This window comes from Paraburkholderia ferrariae NBRC 106233 (assembly GCF_000685035.1).
In the GTDB taxonomy this organism is placed as follows: domain Bacteria; phylum Pseudomonadota; class Gammaproteobacteria; order Burkholderiales; family Burkholderiaceae; genus Paraburkholderia; species Paraburkholderia ferrariae.
In genome coordinates this window covers 75,125-94,218 of the sequence record NZ_BAYB01000019.1, presented here as the reverse complement: position 1 = coordinate 94,218, position 19,094 = coordinate 75,125, and the positions used below count along the sequence as shown (strand labels likewise).

Here is a 19,094-nt window from a genome sequence, read left to right as displayed (position 1 = left end):
CGTGCTGCGACTACGGTTCTGCCAGGCTGTGCGCGCGCAACCTTCGGCCTCGAAAGTCACGACGTCGCGTTGCGTATGTTGCCCGATGATTCGACTCCCGGCTACGGCAGTTTCTTGAGCAGGCCGCCGAGGAGGCCGCCCGAGCTGCTGGAACTTCCCGACGTGCTGCCCGCCGCCGAACCGGGCGCGCCGGTCACGGTGCCCACGAGTGCGGTGACGGGCTGCAGCAGCGCCGCGCCGCCCGCGCCACCACCCGTGGCCGAGGTGAGCGACGTGAGCGAAGCGAGCGGCCCCGTGGCCGACGAACCCGAGCCGCCGGCGGTGGTGCCCGCGAGCACGCCCGTGAGCGAGCCGATGGGCAGATTGCTGAGCGGCGAACTGCCGAGGCCGAGGCTCGAAAGCGTGGCCTTGAGCGGACCGAGCGGGCCGCCTGCGGCGATGCCGGTGGGCGGCCCGCTCAGCACCGTGTAGTTGCCGCTGCCGACGAGGCTCACGAGCAGCCCGGGAATCGGCGCCGCGCCGTTCGGACCGTTCGGATTGACGAGGCCGCCCGCGTTCGTGACGGTATTGCCGAGCGCGGCCACGAGCGTGCCGACATCGGCGCCGAGCGGATTGTGCGTCGCACCGCTGGCGGCCGTGCCGAAGGTCGTGCCGGCCGTTGCGACTGCGCCGCCCAGCCTGGCGAGCACGCCCGAGAGCGGGACGCCGAGGCCCGTCGTCGTGCCCACCTGCTGGGTCACGAGGCCGGCGGTGAGCACGATGGGCGTGATGGCCGTGCTGATGGGCTGCGTGACCTGCTGCACCGGGGCCGACGACAGCACGTTGCCGAGAATCGCGCCGCCTGCGTTGACCGTGTTCGCGGTTGTGGAGAGCACCCCGGCGAGCGGTCCCGTGACCGGCGCGAGCGGCGAGAGCGGGCCGCTGCCGAGGCCGCTCACGGTCTGCGAGAGGCCGTTGACGACGCCGCTCGTCGAGCTCACCACGCGGCCGACTCCGGCGACGGTGGCGCCGACGGGGTTCGTGCTCGAACCGGTCTGGCCGATGCCGCCTGCGAGGTCGTTGGCGAGCGCGTTGACCACGCCGCCCGTGCTCGAAACCGTGCTGCCGAGGCCCGAGGTGACGCCGCTCGCGCCGGGGATCGGGGCGGAGCTGATGGTGTTGCCGAGGTCGCTGGCCGTGTTGGCCACCGTGGTGAGCACGCCGCTCGTGCCGGTCGAACTGGTCGAGCTGCCGCCGCCACCCGTGGTGCCGCCGCCCGAACCGCCGGTGCTGCCCGTGGTGGTGGTGCCGCCCGGGTTGCCGGTGCCGCCTGCGCCCGTGGCACCGCTCGTCGATGCGTCAGGTGGCGTGTAGCTGCTGCCGCCGCAGGCGGCGAGCGTGCAGGCCACGGCGCAGGCGAGTGCCGTGAGACGCAGGCCGCGTGCGAGCGTGAAGGCCCGTTCGTTGAAAACCGCAGTTGCGCTGCTGGACATGACGATGTCTCCTCGTCGGATAGGTTGTTCGAACGCGCTCACTTCTTGCCGCCGAGCAGGCCGCCGACGAGCGACGTCAGGCCGCCGAGCGGGCCCGTCTGGGTGCTGCTGCCGGAGCCGCCGCTCGAAGAAACGAGCGTGAGGCCGGGCAGGATTGAGCCGCTGCTGGAGCCGTTGCTTGAGCCGTTACTCGATCCATGCGAGCCGGTGGTGCCGCCGGCACCCGCGACTGCGCCGACACCCACACCGACGCCCGCGCCGCCCGCCGCGCCGCTGACGGTGCCGACCACGGTGGAAACGAGGCTCGTGACGGGGGCGAGCGGGTTGCTGCCGCTGCCGGTGCTACCCGAGCCGCCGGTTACGCTGCCAAGCAGGCTCGTAACGGGTGCAAGCGGATTGTTGCTGCCCGAGCCGCCCGAGCCTCCGGTGAGGCCGCCCAGCAGGCCGGTAACCGGTGCCAGCGGATTGCTGCCGCTGCCCGAACCGCTCGAACCCGTCAGGCCGCCCAGAAGTCCGGTGATCGGCGCCAGCGGATTGCTGCCGGTGCTGCCGCCCGTGAGCAGACCGCCGGCCGAAGCGACTGTCTTGCCCGTATCCGTGACCAGCGTGCCGACACCGGTCGTCACCGGGTTCTTGCCGCCGCCGGCTTGCGCGACGAGCGCGCCGCCCTTTTCGAGGCCGCCGCCGATCGTCTGCAGGAGGCCGTTGACCGGCGTGCCTATGCCCGTTGCATTGCCGATCGTCTGCGTGGTCGAAGCGACCACCGACGTAATCGGCGTGATGGCCGAACTGAGTTGTTGCGTGACCTGCTGGACAGGGCCTTGCGAGAGGGCCGTGGTAAGAGTGCCGCCGGCCGTCGTGAGCGCTGAGCCGAGCGTACCGACTGCGCCGCCGAGCGGCGTGGTGAGCGCGGCAAGCGGCGCGAGCGGGCCGCTGCCGAGGCTCGTGACGAGTTGCCCGGTGCTCGTGACGGCCTTGCCGACGTCGCTCACGACGCCGCCCGTGCTGGCGAGCGTGGTGCCGACCGGGTTGCTGCTGGCGCCAAGCTGACCGAGGCCTTGCGAGACGCCGGTGCCGAGTGCCGAGACGGCTGCGCCGACGTTCTGCACGACACCGCCCGCGGCCTTCGTGGTCGACGAACTGACGCCGGGCACCGACTGCGAGCCGATCAGCGTGCCGAGACCCGTTGCCGTCGAACCGGCTGCGTTCACCACATTGCCGGCAGCGTTCGCAACCTGGCCTACGGCATTCGCTGCGACGCTCGAACCGCCACCGCTGCCATTGCCGCTACCGTTGCCGCTTCCGCCTCCCGAGCCATTGCCACTGCCGTTACCCCCGCCGTTGCTGCCGGTCGTGGTGCCGCCGCCATTTCCGCCTCCGTTACCCGAGCCCGTTCCGTTGCCGCCGCCGTTGTCTCCGGTGGTCGTGCCGCCGTTGCCGCTGCCGTTATCGCCAGTCGTCGTGCCGCCACCGCTACCGCCGCTGCCGGACGTGCCGCTCGTCGAGAGCGTGCCGCCGCCGGTGCCCGCGCCCGTGCCGCTGCTGAGCGTGCCCGAGCCGCCGCACGCGCCAAGCGACAGCATCGCTGCGACGGTGGCCGCAACGAGTGTCAGGCGTGCGGCGCTGTTGATCGGGAGTTGTTTCATGATGCCCTCGTCTCGTGTGGTGTTTTCTGATGTGGTTGTGTTTTGCATCCGGACTACGCGCTCTTATCTGCAACACGTGTGCCAGGTTGAAACGAGGTGTGAATCGCAGGGTGCGGGAGAAATAGAGGAGCAATTCAAATCAAGGCGTACCAGGCATTTGCATGGTGCTTTTGTCGAATGAATCGTTTGCGCCGAAGCGGGAACATGTGCGGCACGCTGCGTAACGTCACGTAACGCCGTAACGGCGACGTTACGAGACACTGCGTAACGCGGCGACGCGAAATGGTTTTCTAGTCCTTAGTAGTTCCGTCATGGTTTGTACGGGCTAAACAACGGAACGCATCTGTCGATAATGAAATTGCGAAGCAGCGATTGCGTAACGTTGTTGGTTACGTTATAAAAGCCGCACAACGAGCTCCAGACGCATGCATGAGAGGGGTATGTATGCGATCTGGGCCAACGTCAGCGGGCTGTAATAAAAGCCCGTGCGCAGTTGGACCGGATGCGCAGGCGACTATTCACGAGACGGGCAAGGCTTGGTGAAAGCCGGCGCAGGACAACGTGATAGCGACATATAAAGAGAGAGGGCCGAAATGAACAAGTTGATCAAGCATTTCATCAAGTCGGAAGACGGGGTCACCGCGCTGGAATATGGCCTGATTGCAGGGCTTATTGCGCTGGCGATCGTGACCGCTCTCACCACGCTCGGGAACAACCTGAGTAGTGCGATCAGCACCGTCGCAGCCACGGTGGCGTCGAGCGTTAAGTAGCCCATAGTAAAAAGCAGCCACGCTGCTTTGTCCGCGCACCGGTTTTCCCGTGCGCGAGGACTGCTGCGCGCGTGAATCCCGGCTATGAATACTTCCATTCTCAGCGGACTCGTGTTCGGCACCTGGGCGGTGGCGGTCGCGATCGGCGATTGCCGCTCGCGCCGCGTGCCCAACGTGCTCGTCGCGATTGGCCTCGCTGCCGCGCTTGCCGCGGCGCTCTTGCACGCCGGTCCGGCGCGCATGGGCGTTGCGCAGGCGCTCGGCGCGGCCGTGATCGGTTTCGCTGCGCTCATGCCGTTCTTCGTGCTCGGCGTGATGGGCGCAGGCGACGTCAAGGTGTTCGCCGTGCTCGGCGCGTGGTGTGGATTGCACGTGCTGCTCGATCTGTGGATCGTCGCGAGTCTCGCAGCAGGCGCACACGCGGTGACGATACTGATTGCGTCGCGCTGGCGCAGCAGTGCCGCACGTTATCAAGGTGTGCAGATCTTTTCCGTGGGCGAGCGCCGCGGCACGCCGTATGCCGCTTGCCTGACCTTGCCCGCGCTGGCGTGGCTGCTCTGGCAATTCGCGGCAGGGGGGCTGCGATGAGACAGCGTACAGGGAGGAACTCACGTCAGGCGGCGCGTCGCGGCAGCGCCGCGATCGAATTCGCCATCGTGTTCCCCGTATTCTTTTTCGTGCTGTACGCGATCGTTACGTACAGCATGGTGTTCCTCACCCAGCAGAGTCTCACGGCTGCGGCCGAAGAGGGCGCACGCGCAGCACTCGTCTGGCAGAGCGCGGCGAATTCCGGTGCCGCACTCACGGCGCGCGCCGGTCAGGCCTGCACGCGTGCGGCCAGTGTCGTGAGCTGGCTGCCCGTTGCCGCAACCTGTACCAATGCAATCAGTGCGGCGCCCTCGGGGTGCAACAACAACCCGAGCATGGATTGCATCCAGGTCACACTCACTTACGCATACGGAACGAATCCGCTTGTGCCGCTGCTGCCGCTCCTGAATCTCGTCGTGCCGCAGTCGCTCACCGGCCAGGCTACCGTGCAGCTCGACCCGGAGAACCTGCTGTGAGGCACGCGCACGCTTTCCCTTTCGCAAACGCGCCACTCGTACGGCGCCAGGGTGACCGTTCATGGCGAATCTGACCAAAATCATCGCGGGGCTGCTGATCGCCGCGGCCCTCGTACTCGGCGCATTTGCGTGGATGCTGTCGCGCCGCACGCCGGTCGTGCAGCCGCAGCCGGTCAACGTCGTGCAGACGCTCACGCCCGTTGTCGTCGCTACGCGCACCCTGCCGGCCGGTCAGCCGATTCCGGCCGACGCGCTGCGCGTGAAGCCGCTTCCCATTCACCCCGCGGGTTCGATGAGCGACACGGCTTTGATTGCAGGCCGCGTGCCGCTTGCCGATATCGAAGCGGATTCGCCGGTCCTCGATTCGCAGCTTTCGTCGAGCCTTGCGGCCAGCATCCAGCCGGGCGAGCGCGCCGTCGCGGTGCGTGTCGATGAAACCAATGCGGTGGGCTACCAGTTGCGCCCCGGCAATTACGTCGATGTGTTCTTCACGCTGCACCGTGACGGCGCCGCGAACGGCGGCGGCGAAGTGGGCCGTACGCAGGCACGGCTGCTCGTTTCGAAGGCACGCGTGCTGGTATTCGGCAATCCTGCCGATGCGGCAACGCCTAACGGCAGCCCGCAACGCACGAGCGGCTTCGGCACGCAGAACATGGTGCCGCGCACCGCGGTGCTGGCGGTGCCGGTGACCGAAGTGGATACGCTGACCCTCGCTCAAAGCCAGGGACAACTAATTTTGGCGCTGCGCAACCCGACCGACGAAGACATTGTCGATCCATCGGCCTTCGGGCCCTTGCCTGGCGTAATCAAGGTTGTTTCGCACGATGCGCCGCAAGCCTCGACGCGCGCGGCCGAAGGTGTTGCGCTAGACCAGTTGGCGGGGGGCAGCGCACCGCATGAAACCGTGGCGGCGGTGTCGCATCGCAGCGCGCCGGCAGCACACAGCAGCGGTCTTGAAGTGATACGGGGGGGGCGAGCGGAAACGGTCGCCTGGTAACGTGCCGCGCTCGCGCGGCCGGTTCGACACAAGCAAAACAACATGACGAAAACGAGGATAGTCGTAGCGGCCCTCGCGGCATCCGCGTGCGCCGGGCTTCTCACGCTCACGCTCGCCGCCGTGCCCGCGCGCGCTGCACCGCCCACGAGCGAAGGGTCGACGGTGCCGCTGCCGCAGACCATCGATCTTGCCGTGGGCGAACAGCGCACGCTGCCGGTAACGGGCGCGCTCAAACGTCTCGCCGTGGGCGACCCGTCGATCGCGGACGTGCTGATCGTGCGCGGCGACCGGCGCGGCGGCGTGCTGCTGGTCGGCAAGGCGGCGGGAACGACGAACGTGATGATGTGGGACGGCGGCGGCGTATCGCGCACGATCACGGTCAACGTGGTTTCGACGGCGGCGCGCACGTTGCTCGGCGCGGGTACGCCGCAGGTGAGCGTGGCGGGCGGCACGGCGGTCATCACCGGCGATGCGGCGACGATGGAGTCGCACCAGCGCGCCGTGGTGGCGGCCGAAAGCTCGCTCGGCAAGGACGCGAAGGAGAGCAGCGTGCTCGATACGTCGAGCGTCGATGTGCGGGCCGTGGTGCAGGTGGACGTGCGGGTGGTGGAGTTCAGCCGGTCGGTGATGAAGCAGATCGGCTTTAACTTCTTCCGGCAGAACAACGGCTTTTCGTTCGGTTCGTTCGGGCCCACTTCGCTGTCTTCGGGCACGAACAACGCCGCGGCGGCCAATGCACTCACGGGCATCACGCCGATTTCGTCGGCGTTCAACCTCGTGTTCTCTTCGGCGTCGCACGGGCTCTTCGCCGACTTGAGCCTGATGGAGACGAACAACCTCGCGCGCGTGCTGGCCGAGCCGACGCTCGTGGCGCTCTCGGGGCAGAGCGCGAGCTTTCTCGCAGGCGGCGAAATTCCGGTGCCGGTGCCGCAGGCGCTCGGCTCGACGTCGATCGAATACAAGCCCTACGGTATCGGGCTTTCGCTCACGCCCACGGTGCTGTCGCCGCAGCGCATCGCGCTGAAGGTCGCGCCCGAGGCGAGCCAGCTCGACTACACGAACGCCGTGACGGTCAGCGGCGTGTCGGTGCCCGCGATCACCACGCGCCGCGCGGAGACCACGGTCGAACTGGGCGACGGCGAGAGCTTCGTGATCGGTGGCCTGATCGACCGCGAGACGGCATCGAACGTGAACAAGGTGCCGGTGCTGGGCGATCTGCCCGTGATCGGCACGTTCTTCAAGCAGTTGTCGTATCAGCAGAACGACAAGGAACTCGTGATCATCGTGACGCCGCATCTGGTGTCGCCGCTGGCGAAGAACGCAACGCTGCCCGCCACGCCTGGTGAGCAGTCCGAACAACGCGATGCGCCGGTGTGGCGCACGCTGCTGGGCGGCGCCGCTTCGCGCGATCCCGTGCCCGGATTTTCGCCGTGAACGCACGTCGGGCGTACACGGAGCAGAAGTACAAGGAGAGCCGTCATGAACGCGAGAGCGCACTTGCAGACTGAGCAGAAGGCCGCGGATTCCTTCGTGTTCGCCTCGCCGAGCGAGGCGCACGCAGGCTGGATCGTCCGCGCGCTCGGCGCGACCGGCAAGGTGGACGCCGTGGCGCTCGATCCGGCGCAGGTCACGCAGCGGATCGCGCTGCATACGCCATCGCTCCTGCTGGTGGACTTTTCCGAAGGCCGCGGCGCCGCGGCGAGCGCCGTGGCGGCGGCCGCGCATGCGGCGTTTCCGGGTCTGCAGGTGATTGCGGTGGGCACGCTCGCGGAACCCGAAAGCGCGCTGGCAGCGCTGCGCGCCGGCGTGCGCGACTTCGTCGACGTGGCCGGCGACGCCGACGATGCCCTGCGCATCGTGCGCCAGGTGCTCGACAATCGCGTCGAACCGGTGAGCCGTCACGGGCACCTCACGGTACTGCTGGGCGCGCGCGTGGGCATGGGCGTGACGACGCTGGCCGCGAGCCTTGGCGCGCTGCTCGCGCAAAAGGGCAGTGCGCTCAACCGTCACACGGCGCTGCTGGATCTCGGCCTGCCGGCGGGCGACGGTGCGTTGCTGCTGAACGCGGGCAACGGTTTTTCGTTCGTCGATGCCGTGCGCAATCTGCGCCGCTTCGACCAGACCTTCGTGCACACGGCGCTCGCGCGCCACGAAAGCGGTCTTGCGCTCACCACGTTGCCGGCCGATCTCGGTGCGCTGCGCGAAGTCTCGTATCAGGCGGCCGCCGCGCTGCTCACGCGGCTGCGCGGCTTCTTCGACCAGCAGCTCGTCGATCTGGGTGGCTTCACGAACGCGGAGTTCGTCGCGCATGTCGTGCAGGCCGCGGACGAGACCTGGCTCGTGTGCGACCAGAGCGTCGGTTCGATCGTCTCGGCGGCGCGCCAGCTCGACGCGTTGCGCGACGGCGGCGTGGATCTCGCCCATGTGCGGCTCGTGCTCAATCAGTTCGAAGCGGAACTGGATCTTTCGGCCGCGCAGATCGCTTCGCGGCTTGGCATTGAACTTGCGGGAGTGTTGCCGGCACGCCGGGTGGCGCTGTGCCAGGCGGCGAACCGCGGCAAGCTGCTCGCCGATGCCGCGCCGCGCGACCCCTATGTCCGTGCGCTCGAGGTGCTGGCCGCGCAGCTCGACGGCCAGCGCCCGCGCGCGCAGAAGAAGCTCGAGTCGCTCCGGCGTTTTCTCCCACACTCAACGAAGCGGTCGTAGATCATGGCGGATAACATCGAGTTTGCCGACGACGCCCCCCTGTTCGCGCAGAGCCAGCAGTTCCAGGACATCAAGAACGCGGCCCACGAGCATCTGCTCACGCGTATCGAAGAGCTGGGCGCCGAGTTCGGACGCTGGTCGCGCCACGCGATCAACCAGTTCGTCGATCTGGAAATGGACAGCTTCGTGCGGCTGCGCCACATCCCGATCAACGAGAGCGAGGTGCGCAGCATTGCCGAGGCGCTGACGAAGGAGCTGGCGGGCTTCGGGCCGATCGAGGACCTGCTTGCCGATCCCGCGGTAGAGGACATCCTCGTCAACGGCTACAGCGACGTGTACGTCTCGCGCCACGGCATACTCGCGAAGATTCCGGTGCGCTTCTCGGACAACGCGCACCTGCTGCGCATCGTGCGCCGCATTCTCGCGCCGATCGGCCGGCGCCTCGACGAGTCGAACCCGATGGTCGATGCGCGCCTGCCCGACGGCGGCCGCATCAACGTGGTGATCGAGCCGCTGTCGCTCGCGGGCCCGATCGTCTCGATCCGTAAATTCCGCAAAGACCCGCTGCGCCCCGACGACCTGCTGCACAACGGCACCTTCGGCGTGGAGATCGGCGCGCTCTTCGAAGCAGCCGTGCAGGCCCGTTGCAATATTCTGGTGTCGGGCGGTACGAGCTCCGGCAAGACTTCGCTGCTGAACGCGCTGGCGTTTTACATCCCCGACGTGGAGCGCGTGGTGACGATCGAGGACACCGCCGAACTCTCGCTGAACCACCCGCACGTGGTGCGGCTCGAAAGCCGGCCCGGCGGTTTCGACGGCGCGGGCGTGGTGACGATCCGCGACCTGCTGCGCAATACGCTGCGGATGCGCCCGGACCGCATTATCGTGGGCGAAGTGCGCGGCGGCGAAGTGCTGGAAATGCTGCAGGCGATGAACACCGGCCACGACGGATCGATGGCCACGGTGCACGCCAGTTCGCCGCGCGAATGTTTGTACCGGCTGGAAATGCTCGCGGGGTTTGCGGGCTTTCAGGGTACGGAATCGAGCCTGCGCCGGCAGATTGCGAATGCCGTCGACTTCATCGTCCAGATCGGGCGCCTCTCGAACGGCCGCCGAAGAATTCTTTCGGTAACCGAAGTAACGGGTCTGGCCGACAACATCATCGCCACCCAGGAACTGTACCGCTACGAGCCGGTCACGACGCCCGAGGGCGAGGAGATCGACCGCTGGGATTCGCTCGGCATCCATCCGCATTCGCCCAAGCTCGCGCGCTTTCGCCAGGCCATCAGCGCGTCGTCCTTCGGGATGAGCGGGCGCGATGGGGGCTTCAATGTCTAGCGCGTTCGCGATCGTCGCGGCGCTCGCGCTGCTGTTCGCGGCTGCGGGGCTCATGCTCTGGCACCGCGCGCAGACGCGCGCCGCGCGCGAACGCGTGACGCTGTTCGTCGAACGGCGCGTGGCGGCCGCGGGCTATGGCGCGGTCGTGCCGCAGCGATTCGACGTGGCCACGGCCGACACGGCGGGCAGCAGTACGAAAGGCGAGGCGGCATCCGGCACCCGCACCGCGGACGCTGCCCGCGGCTCCGATGCCGCGGGCGCGGCGCGCGCAACGCGCCCGCAGGCAGCGAGCCGCGCGGCGGCGGATCCGAACACCTGGCAGGCGCGCATCACCACTGCCTACGAGCATGCAATGAGCCGTGCCGGGATTGCCGACGCACGCAAGCCCGCCATGGCGATTGCCTTCGTCACGCTCGCGCTGTGCCTGTGGGCCGGCATCGTGGGCGGCGCCGTGGCGGCGCTTGCGGCGCTGGTGGTGGCCGCCGCCTTTATCGCATTCGCGCTGTCGTGGCGCATGCAGCGCCGCCGTGCGAGGCTCGTCGCGCAGTTGCCGTCGTTCCTGGACGGCATCGTGCGTCTCGTGGTGCTCGGCAACAGCGTGCCGGCGGCGTTCCAGGCCGCGCTGCTGACCACGGAAGCGCCACTGCGCGAATGTCTCGAACGCGTATCGCGCATGCTGCGCACGGGCGTGGAGATCGACCGCGCGCTGCATCAGGTCTCACAGGTCTATCACGCGAACGAACTCGACCTGGTGGGCGCGGTGCTGCGCCTTTCGGTGCGCTACGGCGGCCGCGCGGACGTGATGCTCGAACGCATGGCGACCTTCATGCGCGACCTCGACCAGGCGCAGCGCGAACTCGTGGCGATGTCGGCGGAAACGCGCTTTTCCGCCTGGGTGCTCGCGCTGCTGCCGATCGGCATCGGCGGTTTTCTCATTGTGATCAACCCGCGCTACTTCGCCTCGATGTGGAACGACGACGGCGGCCGCCACCTCGTGTATGGCGCGTTCGCGCTGCAGGCGGTGGGCGCGTATCTGCTGTACCGGCTCACGCGGCTCAGGGGGTCGCTATGAGTGCCGCCCGCCTCGGGGTGCTCGCGTTGCTGCTGGCCGCGCTCGGCTTCGCGTTGCTGGGGGCGCAGTTGCTCTCGCGCATTACCGCCGCGCGGCGTAGCGCGCGCACGCTCGAGCAGCGCTTCGCGAGTTATGGAGCCGAGGCCGTGGCGGCCGATGCGCGCGCCGCGGCGCCGGGGCGAGCAGCGCCGGGTGCTATGCCCGCGGCCGCGGGCCAAAGCATGGGCGCGGGCGTGGGTAGCACCTTGGCGGCAGGCGCGTTAGGTGCCGGCGGTACTCCGGGGCCCTCTGCCGATGCGCCGGGTCGCGGGGCCGGCATGCCGCCGCCGGTGCGCGCAATGGGGTTCAAGGGTTTTGTCGAACGATTTGCCGAAGCGGGCGCGCGCTGGCTCGACACGCCGGTGGGACGCGTTCTCGTCGCGGAAGAAGACCGCCGCATTCTGGACCGGTGCGGCTATGTCGATGCGCGCTCGCGCGGACTCTTTCTTGTTGCACGCATCGTCTGCGCGGCGGCGCTCGCGTTGCTGGTGGGGTGGTGCGCCGCCGTGCGCGCACCGGGCAGCCATCTGGTCGCTTATACGGGCGCGGCGGCAATCGTGGGGCTCATGCTGCCCAAGCTCTGGCTCGCGCGGCGCGCGAGTGCACGGCGCGAGTCGGTGGCCAACGAACTGCCGATGTTCGTCGATTTGCTCCGTTTGCTTCAGGGCGTGGGGCTCTCGCTCGACCAGAGCCTGCAGGTCATGGTCAACGAATTCCGCCGCGTGCTGCCCGTGCTCGCGGGCGAGATGGAAATCGCGCAGCGCCAGTTCGTGGCGGGGCGTACGCGCGAGCAGTCGCTGCAACGTATGGCGTCGATCTACGAAAACGAGGATCTGCGCGCCGTGGTGCGCCTGATCGTGCAGGTGGACCGTCACGGCGGCGCGGTCCAGGAACCGCTCAAGCAATTCGGCGAGCGCTTGCGCGAGGTGCGGCGTGCCGCGCTGCGCGAGCGGATCGGCCGGTTGACGGTCAAGATGACCGGCGTGATGGTGCTCACGCTTTTGCCCGCGTTGCTGATCGTGACGGCGGGGCCCGGCATGATTGCCGTGGTTCACGCGCTGACCACCATGCACCGTTGACGGCCGGTCATGTATTGCGCTCATGGGGACATCATGAATCACATCGTCGTGCGCCCGGCAACTGCCGCCCGCTCCACGCTTGCCGCTACGTCGCTCGTAGCGATCATGGCGCTCGCGGGGCTGGCAGGCTGCGCATCGAAAGAGCAGGGCTATGGCGTGGGACCGCAGGCCCAGGCCGAAATGCAGATGCGCGACGCGACCCGCGACCCCGCACCCGACACACCGGGCATGTACCTGGGCCTCATCCAGCGCATGCAGGCCGAGGGACTCTATTACGCCTCGCTCGCCCATATCGACGCCTACGAACATCAGTACGGCGCGAGCCCGGATTCGATCGTGCTGCGCGCCGACGCGCTGCGTGCGACGGGCCAGGCCGCTGCCGCCAGCAGTGCCTATGCACAGTTGCTCGATACGCCGCTCGCGGCGCGCGGGCATCGCGGGCTGGGCTTGCTCGCGGGCGCGTCGGGCGATTTTCACAAGGCCGCCGCCGAGCTTGGCGAGGCCTCGCAGCTCGAACCCACCGACGCCACGATGCTCTCGGATCTCGGCTATGCGCTGCTGCGCGAGGGCGACGTGACGGCGGCGCGCGTGCCGCTTCTGAAGGCCGTCGAGCTCGATGCGCACAATCCGAAGATCGCCGCCAATGTTGCGCTGTATCTCGTCGCGAGCGGCGACAAGACGAGCGCGCAGGCCTTGATGACGGAGCAGGGGCTTTTGCCCGAGGCGCGCGCGGCTGTCGAGCACGACGCGCAGAACGTCGAGGCGGCACGGCATGCTCGCGCCATCGAGCATACGCGTGCGGCACTGGCGAGTGCGGCTGTGCCGGCGCCGGCGGCGGCCGTGGCGAATGCGCAGGCGGGCTGGCCGGGCGGCGAGGCGCAGCCGCGGCTCGTCGAACGCTTCGCGCAATGAAGCGTTCGACGAGCCGATACACGGGGCAGATGCAACAAGGGAGAGACGGGGATGAACAAGACCAACGAAAATCGAGGCCGCGGTATCCGGCTCGTCATGCAGGCCAGCCTCTGGCTCGCGTTGTCCGCGGCGTTTGCGCCGCTTGCGCATGCGCAGGCGAGCGAAGCCGTGCCGAATAGCGAGATCGGTCATACGACCCTGGCATGGCTCGATCTTCAGCGCAGCAACGTGCAGGCCGCCCCCGCGTTGCCCATGCTGGGCGCCGAGGCGGGCTATGCGTGGAAGCGCTACCTGAAATCGTTCGATACCGTGATTCCGGCATCGTTCGGCTCCTCGGTCGATTCAGGCAGCAGCGGGCAGAGCCAGGGCAGCTCGACGGCTTCGGCGGGCTCCAACTGACATGAAGCCGCGCGAGCCACGCACGGGCAGGACCGGCGCACACGCGCCCCATCGGCTGCCGCGGCGTTCGATTGCGCCGGCGCGCTCCCGTGCGCGCGGTTCGGTCGCGACGATTGCGGCCATTGCGCTTCTCGTTGCGGTCGCGGCCCTCGGCGTGCTCGACATCGCCAACCTCTATCTCGTGCGGCGCTCGATGCAGAACGTCGCGGATCTCGCCGCGCTCGCCGCCGTGCAGCAGATGGACAACCAGTGCCAGCAACCGCTCGCCACGGCCACGGCCAATGCCGCGAGCAACGGATTCACGGTGTCGTCCACGAACACGCTTGCCGTGACGTGCGGGCGCTGGGGTTCGAGCGGCAGCGCGGGGGGCATGACGTTCGTGCCGAATGGCGAGACGCCGCTCAATGGCGTGATCGTCACCGTGTCGAAACTCGTGCCGTACTTCTTCCTGGGCCCGGCGCGGACCGTGCAGGCGACTTCCACGGCCAAGGCGACCGTGATCGGCTCGTTCTCGCTTGCGACATCGCTGGCTCAGGTCAATCTGCTCAATGGGCTTCTCAGCTCGCTGCTGGGTACGAGCGTCAATCTGAGCCTCGTGTCGTGGAATGGCATTGCCAACGCCAATATCACCCTCGGCCAGCTCGCCGCCGTGGCGACGAGCGCCGGCACGGTCAAAGGGCTGCTCAATACCAACGTGAGCGTGAGCGGCCTCGCGCAGCTCATGATTAACGCGCTGCAAAGCGGTGGAAGCGTGGTTTCGACCGACGTGGCCGCGAGTATCGCGGGGTTGCAGGCGATCGTTTCGGCGAGTGCGCTCAGCAACGTGCAGATTCCGGTCGGGCAGACGGGGTCGGCGGCGGGGCTGCTCTCGGTGGGGCTTGCCGATGCGGAATCGGCCGCGAATGTTTCGCTCAATGCGTTGCAGGCGTTGACGGTGGCGGCGGAAATTGCGCAACAGGGCAAATCGCCGGTTCAGGTCAATCTGAGTCTTGCCAATTTGCCGGTGGTGAGTTCGCTGCTGCCGACCAGCGCCGAGTTGTCCGTCAACGTGCTTTCGCCGCCGTCCATTGCCATCGGCGAGGCGGGACTCAATCCGAACCAACCCTCGCAATGGCTGACTTATACGCATAACGCACAGGTGACGGTGCAGCTCAGTCTCGGGCTATCCGTCCTGGGATTGGCTAGCGTCAATGTGCCGCTCTATGTCGAGGCGGCTCCGGCAACAGCGTGGCTCAAATCCGCACAATGCGCGGCCACTGCCGCGCAAAGCAGTTCGGTCGTCGGCGTGCAGACGGGGATTGCCAACCTGTGCCTTGGTGCTCCGCCCGCTACGGCGTATCAGATTGCAAACAATCAATGCAATGGAAGCAACCCTGCACCGATTGCAATGCTTTCGGTTCCGGTCGTAGGCAGCGTCCAGATCGACGCGAACCTCTGGGTGCCGCTCATGAACGGGCAGAGCGGGCAGGCGCACAACGAACTCACCTTCGACGGCAACGGCAATCTGCTTGGCAACACCCAGTACGATTCGTCGGGCGCGAGTGTCAGCACGAACGTGGGCGATGCGCTGGGCACCGCGTTGTCCACCATGTCGACGCAGCTCAACAGCGGAAACGGGCTTTCGATCGACGCCAGCCTGCTCGGGCTGAACCTCAATCTCAATCTCGGTAGCGCCGTGGGCGGCCTGATTTTCCCCGTTCTTTCGCCGCTGCTTTCGGCCATCGATACCGTTCTTCTCGGTCCTCTGCTCCAGCTTCTCGGCGTCCAGCCCGGCGTCGCCAACATCACCGATTTCCCCCTGAGCTGCGGCGTCGCACAAATCGTCCAATAGAGCCCCACGATGCGAACCACCACCCCCATTGAGGAACTCGACCTCTACGTCTGGGAAGGCAAAGCCGACATCGTCGAGCGTGTTGCACGCTGCATGGCGAGTCTCGACGTCGACGTGATCCGTGCCGACGACGTCACTCTCTCGTCGCAGCGCCTCGCCGCGCGCGCCTCCATCGCCGTGGTCAGCGTGAGCGTGATCGACACGGGCGCGCTCGTGCTGCGCGACTGGCAGGCCACGCACGGCATGCCCGTGATCTGGGTGGGCGCCGCGCCGCGCGACAACGACCCGGCCATGTACCCCTCGGAGTACTCGCACGTCCTGCCGCTCGACTTCACCTGCGCCGAACTGCGCGGCCTCGTCTCGAAGCTCGTGATCCAGCTCCGTGCGCATTCGGCGCAGGCGGCGGGGGCCGACGTGCTCGTCGCCGAATCGGAATCGATGCACGCGCTGCTCAAGGAGATCGAAACCTTCGCCGACTGCGACACGAGCGTGCTCGTGCACGGCGAAACCGGCACTGGCAAGGAGCGCGTGGCCGAGCTGCTGCACCGCAAGCACAGCCGCTGCGGCGAGGGGCCGTTCGTCGCCGTGAACTGCGGCGCGATTCCCGACGGCCTCTTCGAGTCGCTCTTTTTCGGCCACGCCAAGGGCTCGTTCACGGGTGCGGCGGTCGCCCACAAGGGCTACTTCGAGCAGGCCGACGGCGGCACGCTCTTTCTCGACGAAATCGGCGACCTGCCGCTCTACCAGCAGGTCAAGCTGCTGCGCGTGCTGGAAGACGGCACCGTCACGCGCATCGGCTCGGCCACGCCGGTGAAGGTCGAGTTCCGGCTCGTCGCGGCCACCAACCGGAACCTGCCGAACCTCGTGAAGGAGGGCACGTTCCGCGCCGACCTCTACTACCGGCTCGCCGTGATCGAGCTGACGGTGCCGTCGCTCGAAGACCGCGGCCCGGTGGACAAGATCGCGCTCTTCAAGGCGTTCGTTTCGCTGGTGGTGGGCGAGGAGCGGCTGGCGGGGCTCCCCGATCTGCCATACTGGCTGGCCGATTCGGTGGCGGCCATGCGCTTTCCGGGGAACGTGCGCGAGCTGCGCAACCTGGCCGAGCGGATCGGCGTGACCGTGCGCCAGACCGGCAGCTGGGACGCGCCGCGCCTGCGCCGGCTCCTTGCGGGTTCGGGCGGCGCCCAGCCGGCGCCCGCCGAGTCGGCGGCGCAGCCCGTGGTCGATCGCAGCAAGTGGGACATGGCCGAGCGCAGCCGCCTGCTGGCGGCGCTGGACCAGAACGGCTGGCGGCGCAAGGATACGGCGCAATTTCTAGGCATCAGCCGCAAGGTGTTGTGGGAGAAGATACGCAAGTACCAAATTTTCGACGAGGAACCCGAAACCCGGGAAAGTGAGTAATAATTAGCCGGTTTTGCCAAAACTAGAAAACTGTTCAAAGCAGGAACTACATGGACTACAAGTGGAGAGTTCGACAAGCGGCACTGGCAGTCATGGTGCTGTTCGGGGGTATCGAGTCAGGTTGCGCCCAGGCGTTGCCGCAGGACGCCGGCACGGCCGCCCAGCCGGCGGTGCAGGCGGCGACGGCTGCATCCGAGGCGTTGCCGGCCACTGCCGCAGCGCAGCCGGCTCAAGCCGGGGCGGCCAGCCAAACGATTGCGCTAACGCCTGATGAGGCGCAGCAGAACGCGGCGGGCAATGTGGCCGAGTTGCAGCAGATGATCCGCGGTTCGGATCTCAACGAGCTGCGCACGACCTACAACGGCACGTACGGCGCGAGTCTGCTGTTCTACGGCAAGGAGATGACCTATTACGTCGCGCTGTTCCAGAACAAGACGTTCTGGCGCGTCATCAAGACCACTGACGAGACGCGCGCCGAGGCCATCTACCGGGACTTCGCGCTGAAGACCCAGCAGCTGTCCGAGGTCGAGATCCGCCGGATCCGGCTGGAGGCCCAGAAGGCCTTTACCGACCGCATCATCGCCTTGACCCAGGATCACGCGAACCGCCTGCAGGCGGACCTTGCCGTGGCACGCCAGCAGCAGGCGCTCGTGGCCGACCAGCAGAAGCAGACGCGCGACCAGGCGAATGCGCTGCAGGCCCAGAAGACGGCGGCTCAGGACCAACTGCGCGAACTGCAGCGTCAGGTGCGCGAACTGCAGCACCAGGTGGAAGGCGGCTTGCCGGCGCAATAAGCGCGATAAGCGCAATAAGTGCGATAAGCCGCCTCGGCCTTGATCCGCCGCGGCATGCAGCGGCTTGAGGTTGCAGGGCAGGGCCAAAGGATAGGGTGGGTGCCTCCGGCACGCCGCCCTGGTTTCTTCTACCCCGCCTCTTCTCCTGTGTTTTCCCGGGTTCGTACCTGGGTCGTATCCGCTACGGCGCTCCTCGATGGGGCGCCGTTGTTGTTTTGGTGGCCGGGTGTTCCAGCCGGCCGCGACCGGAATGCCCCCCTTCTCTTGCTTTCAGGGCACGCTCAACGGCTCGGCCTGTCTGGCGCTGCGCCGCGACACGCTCTCCCAGACCGCCACCGCGATCATCACGCCCGTGGTCAGCGTGCCGGTCATGAGGAGGTCGGTGTGCAGGGCCAGGGGCACCGTCAGCGCGAAGAGCGCAAGCCCGATCCAGTGCGAGAGCGGAAACCAGCCGTAGACCACGCGCTTGTAGAGCCCGTTGCCGACCACGTAGAGTGCCGGGCCGCCAACCAGCAGCCACGCCTCGGTGGCGCCTACCCGCGTGGCGGGATGCAGGATGACGAGGTCGTCGCCGGCGGCGGCCGCGATCATGCCGGCAATCAGCACGACATGGATGTAATGGAATGCCGCGGCCATCAACCCCGGTTCCGCCGATTCCTCGATCGCCCGGCTGCCCGCGCGGCTGCTCGTGTCGAAATAGACCCACCACATGGCGATGCTGCCCGCAAAGCACACCGCGAACGCAATGGCCGTGGGCAGGCTCCACGCACCGAGATCCGAGAAGGTGCTGCCCGTCATCACCACCGATTCGCCCAGCGCGAGGATGACGAACGCCTGGCAGCGCTCGGCGATATGGCCGCCTTCGGCGCTGCGCCAGTCGGCGCCCGTCGAGCGGCCCAGCCCGGGCAGCGGGAAGCCGAACATCGGCGAAAGATACTCGCACAGCACGGCGGCGCTCCACCAGGCGAGCCGCGTGCTGCCGCTGGCGAAGCCGCCGGCGATCCAGAGACCCCCCGAAATGGCGAGCCAGCCGGCGATGCGGCGAAAATTCGCGGTAAGCGCATGGCGCGAACCGAGGAAGGCGAGCACCACGAGACTGCGCCCGAGCTGCAGCACCACATAGCACACGGCGAACATGAGGCCGCGTGTGTCGAACGCGAGCGGCAGGCTCGCCGCCATCACCATGCCGACCAGCATGACCGCGAACAGCAGCAGCCTCACGGGGATGCGCTCGGGATCGAACCAGTTCGTGACCCAGCAGGTGTACTGCCAGCCGAGCCAGACCGCGAACCACAGAATTAGCGTCTGGATGGCGCCGGCCAGCGAGAGATCGTGTACGAGCCGGTGAGAGAGCTGCGTGACGGCGAAGGCGTAGATGAGGTCGAAGAACAGTTCGACGTAAGTCACGGCGGCGTGCGTGCCGTCGCGCTCGCGCAGGAAGTGGGCGTTGAGGTTCGCGCTCATGCGGGCCGATGTCAGCAGTCAGGAGGGTGGACGGGGCGCGGGCGCGAGGCCCGCACCGGGTTGGTGCCCGGAACGGGGCGTGTAACGCGCGGCGCACGGTGGCCGTACGT

The 19,094-nt window shown here is 67.7% G+C and carries 17 protein-coding genes; 14 read left to right on the top strand and 3 right to left on the bottom strand.

Features of this window, described 5'->3' with window-relative positions; all coding sequences use genetic code 11:
• Positions 1-101: 101 nt before the first annotated feature.
• The gene (locus BFE01S_RS20850) at positions 102-1,472 is read right to left on the bottom strand and encodes a collagen-like triple helix repeat-containing protein (protein ID WP_028227168.1); all 1,371 of its coding nucleotides are present in this window, start codon (positions 1,470-1,472) and stop codon (positions 102-104) included.
• 38 nt (positions 1,473-1,510) lie between these two features.
• On the bottom strand, positions 1,511-3,118 hold the full coding sequence (locus BFE01S_RS20845) for a collagen-like triple helix repeat-containing protein (protein WP_028227167.1): 1,608 nt from the start codon (positions 3,116-3,118) through the stop codon (positions 1,511-1,513).
• 593 nt (positions 3,119-3,711) lie between these two features.
• Between BFE01S_RS20845 and BFE01S_RS20840 the strand changes: the two genes are divergently transcribed.
• The 14 genes from BFE01S_RS20840 to BFE01S_RS20775 all read left to right on the top strand — a co-directional run bounded on the left by BFE01S_RS20840 (position 3,712) and on the right by BFE01S_RS20775 (position 17,520).
• Entirely contained in the window at positions 3,712-3,888 is a 177-nt protein-coding gene (locus tag BFE01S_RS20840) for a Flp family type IVb pilin (RefSeq protein WP_028227166.1), read from the top strand.
• 84 nt (positions 3,889-3,972) lie between these two features.
• Positions 3,973-4,476: an A24 family peptidase gene (locus BFE01S_RS20835; RefSeq protein ID WP_028227165.1), complete on the top strand. Its 504-nt coding sequence runs from the start codon at positions 3,973-3,975 to the stop codon at positions 4,474-4,476.
• Positions 4,473-4,952, top strand: coding sequence for a TadE/TadG family type IV pilus assembly protein (locus tag BFE01S_RS20830; protein ID WP_028227164.1), 480 nt, complete (start codon positions 4,473-4,475; stop codon positions 4,950-4,952). The genes BFE01S_RS20835 and BFE01S_RS20830 overlap by 4 nt, the downstream gene beginning before the upstream one ends.
• A 61-nt stretch (positions 4,953-5,013) precedes the next feature.
• A complete protein-coding gene (gene cpaB / locus BFE01S_RS20825; protein ID WP_028227163.1) occupies positions 5,014-5,949 on the top strand; it encodes a Flp pilus assembly protein CpaB in 936 nt (311 codons plus the stop codon).
• Between the two features lie 42 nt (positions 5,950-5,991).
• Positions 5,992-7,383 carry a type II and III secretion system protein family protein gene (locus BFE01S_RS20820; protein WP_028227162.1) on the top strand — a complete coding sequence of 464 codons (1,392 nt, stop codon included), beginning with the start codon at positions 5,992-5,994 and terminating at the stop codon, positions 7,381-7,383.
• Between the two features lie 45 nt (positions 7,384-7,428).
• The gene (locus tag BFE01S_RS20815) at positions 7,429-8,655 is read left to right on the top strand and encodes a P-loop NTPase family protein (RefSeq protein ID WP_028227161.1); all 1,227 of its coding nucleotides are present in this window, start codon (positions 7,429-7,431) and stop codon (positions 8,653-8,655) included.
• A gap of 3 nt (positions 8,656-8,658) precedes the next feature.
• A complete protein-coding gene (locus BFE01S_RS20810) occupies positions 8,659-9,993 on the top strand; it encodes a CpaF family protein (RefSeq protein WP_028227160.1) in 1,335 nt (444 codons plus the stop codon).
• Positions 9,986-11,065 carry a type II secretion system F family protein gene (locus tag BFE01S_RS20805; protein ID WP_028227159.1) on the top strand — a complete coding sequence of 360 codons (1,080 nt, stop codon included), beginning with the start codon at positions 9,986-9,988 and terminating at the stop codon, positions 11,063-11,065. The genes BFE01S_RS20810 and BFE01S_RS20805 overlap by 8 nt, the downstream gene beginning before the upstream one ends.
• A complete protein-coding gene (locus BFE01S_RS20800) occupies positions 11,062-12,183 on the top strand; it encodes a type II secretion system F family protein (protein ID WP_028227158.1) in 1,122 nt (373 codons plus the stop codon). Before BFE01S_RS20805 ends, BFE01S_RS20800 begins: the two co-directional genes overlap by 4 nt.
• A gap of 33 nt (positions 12,184-12,216) precedes the next feature.
• Positions 12,217-13,095, top strand: a complete 879-nt coding sequence (locus BFE01S_RS20795; RefSeq protein ID WP_028227157.1) for a tetratricopeptide repeat protein — start codon at positions 12,217-12,219, stop codon at positions 13,093-13,095.
• A 51-nt stretch (positions 13,096-13,146) separates the two neighbouring features.
• Positions 13,147-13,494, top strand: a complete 348-nt coding sequence (locus BFE01S_RS39505; RefSeq protein ID WP_042338104.1) for a DUF3613 domain-containing protein — start codon at positions 13,147-13,149, stop codon at positions 13,492-13,494.
• A gap of 1 nt (position 13,495) precedes the next feature.
• On the top strand, positions 13,496-15,325 hold the full coding sequence (locus tag BFE01S_RS20785; protein WP_052420944.1) for a TadG family pilus assembly protein: 1,830 nt from the start codon (positions 13,496-13,498) through the stop codon (positions 15,323-15,325).
• 9 nt (positions 15,326-15,334) lie between these two features.
• Positions 15,335-16,726, top strand: coding sequence for a sigma 54-interacting transcriptional regulator (locus BFE01S_RS20780; RefSeq protein WP_028227155.1), 1,392 nt, complete (start codon positions 15,335-15,337; stop codon positions 16,724-16,726).
• A 50-nt stretch (positions 16,727-16,776) separates the two neighbouring features.
• On the top strand, positions 16,777-17,520 hold the full coding sequence (locus BFE01S_RS20775) for a DUF2968 domain-containing protein (protein ID WP_028227154.1): 744 nt from the start codon (positions 16,777-16,779) through the stop codon (positions 17,518-17,520).
• A 270-nt stretch (positions 17,521-17,790) separates the two neighbouring features.
• On the opposite strand, the gene BFE01S_RS20770 is transcribed toward BFE01S_RS20775, so the two are convergent.
• Positions 17,791-18,984 carry a low temperature requirement protein A gene (locus BFE01S_RS20770; protein WP_028227153.1) on the bottom strand — a complete coding sequence of 398 codons (1,194 nt, stop codon included), beginning with the start codon at positions 18,982-18,984 and terminating at the stop codon, positions 17,791-17,793.
• Between the last annotated feature and the right edge of the window lie 110 nt (positions 18,985-19,094).

What these genes read in the sequence shown, in the direction of transcription:
- BFE01S_RS39505 (WP_042338104.1), top strand. Translation starts at nt 13,147, where the DNA reads ATGAACAAGACCAACGAAAATCGAGGCCGCGGTATCCGGCTCGTCATG.
- BFE01S_RS20780 (WP_028227155.1), top strand. Translation starts at nt 15,335, where the DNA reads ATGCGAACCACCACCCCCATTGAGGAACTCGACCTCTACGTCTGGGAA.
- BFE01S_RS20800 (WP_028227158.1), top strand. Translation starts at nt 11,062, where the DNA reads ATGAGTGCCGCCCGCCTCGGGGTGCTCGCGTTGCTGCTGGCCGCGCTC.
- BFE01S_RS20775 (WP_028227154.1), top strand. Translation starts at nt 16,777, where the DNA reads ATGGACTACAAGTGGAGAGTTCGACAAGCGGCACTGGCAGTCATGGTG.
- BFE01S_RS20820 (WP_028227162.1), top strand. Translation starts at nt 5,992, where the DNA reads ATGACGAAAACGAGGATAGTCGTAGCGGCCCTCGCGGCATCCGCGTGC.
- BFE01S_RS20810 (WP_028227160.1), top strand. Translation starts at nt 8,659, where the DNA reads ATGGCGGATAACATCGAGTTTGCCGACGACGCCCCCCTGTTCGCGCAG.
- BFE01S_RS20795 (WP_028227157.1), top strand. Translation starts at nt 12,217, where the DNA reads ATGAATCACATCGTCGTGCGCCCGGCAACTGCCGCCCGCTCCACGCTT.
- BFE01S_RS20805 (WP_028227159.1), top strand. Translation starts at nt 9,986, where the DNA reads ATGTCTAGCGCGTTCGCGATCGTCGCGGCGCTCGCGCTGCTGTTCGCG.
- BFE01S_RS20830 (WP_028227164.1), top strand. Translation starts at nt 4,473, where the DNA reads ATGAGACAGCGTACAGGGAGGAACTCACGTCAGGCGGCGCGTCGCGGC.
- BFE01S_RS20845 (WP_028227167.1), bottom strand. Translation starts at nt 3,118, where the DNA reads ATGAAACAACTCCCGATCAACAGCGCCGCACGCCTGACACTCGTTGCG.
- BFE01S_RS20840 (WP_028227166.1), top strand. Translation starts at nt 3,712, where the DNA reads ATGAACAAGTTGATCAAGCATTTCATCAAGTCGGAAGACGGGGTCACC.
- BFE01S_RS20785 (WP_052420944.1), top strand. Translation starts at nt 13,496, where the DNA reads ATGAAGCCGCGCGAGCCACGCACGGGCAGGACCGGCGCACACGCGCCC.
- BFE01S_RS20815 (WP_028227161.1), top strand. Translation starts at nt 7,429, where the DNA reads ATGAACGCGAGAGCGCACTTGCAGACTGAGCAGAAGGCCGCGGATTCC.
- BFE01S_RS20835 (WP_028227165.1), top strand. Translation starts at nt 3,973, where the DNA reads ATGAATACTTCCATTCTCAGCGGACTCGTGTTCGGCACCTGGGCGGTG.
- BFE01S_RS20850 (WP_028227168.1), bottom strand. Translation starts at nt 1,472, where the DNA reads ATGTCCAGCAGCGCAACTGCGGTTTTCAACGAACGGGCCTTCACGCTC.
- cpaB (WP_028227163.1), top strand. Translation starts at nt 5,014, where the DNA reads ATGGCGAATCTGACCAAAATCATCGCGGGGCTGCTGATCGCCGCGGCC.
- BFE01S_RS20770 (WP_028227153.1), bottom strand. Translation starts at nt 18,984, where the DNA reads ATGAGCGCGAACCTCAACGCCCACTTCCTGCGCGAGCGCGACGGCACG.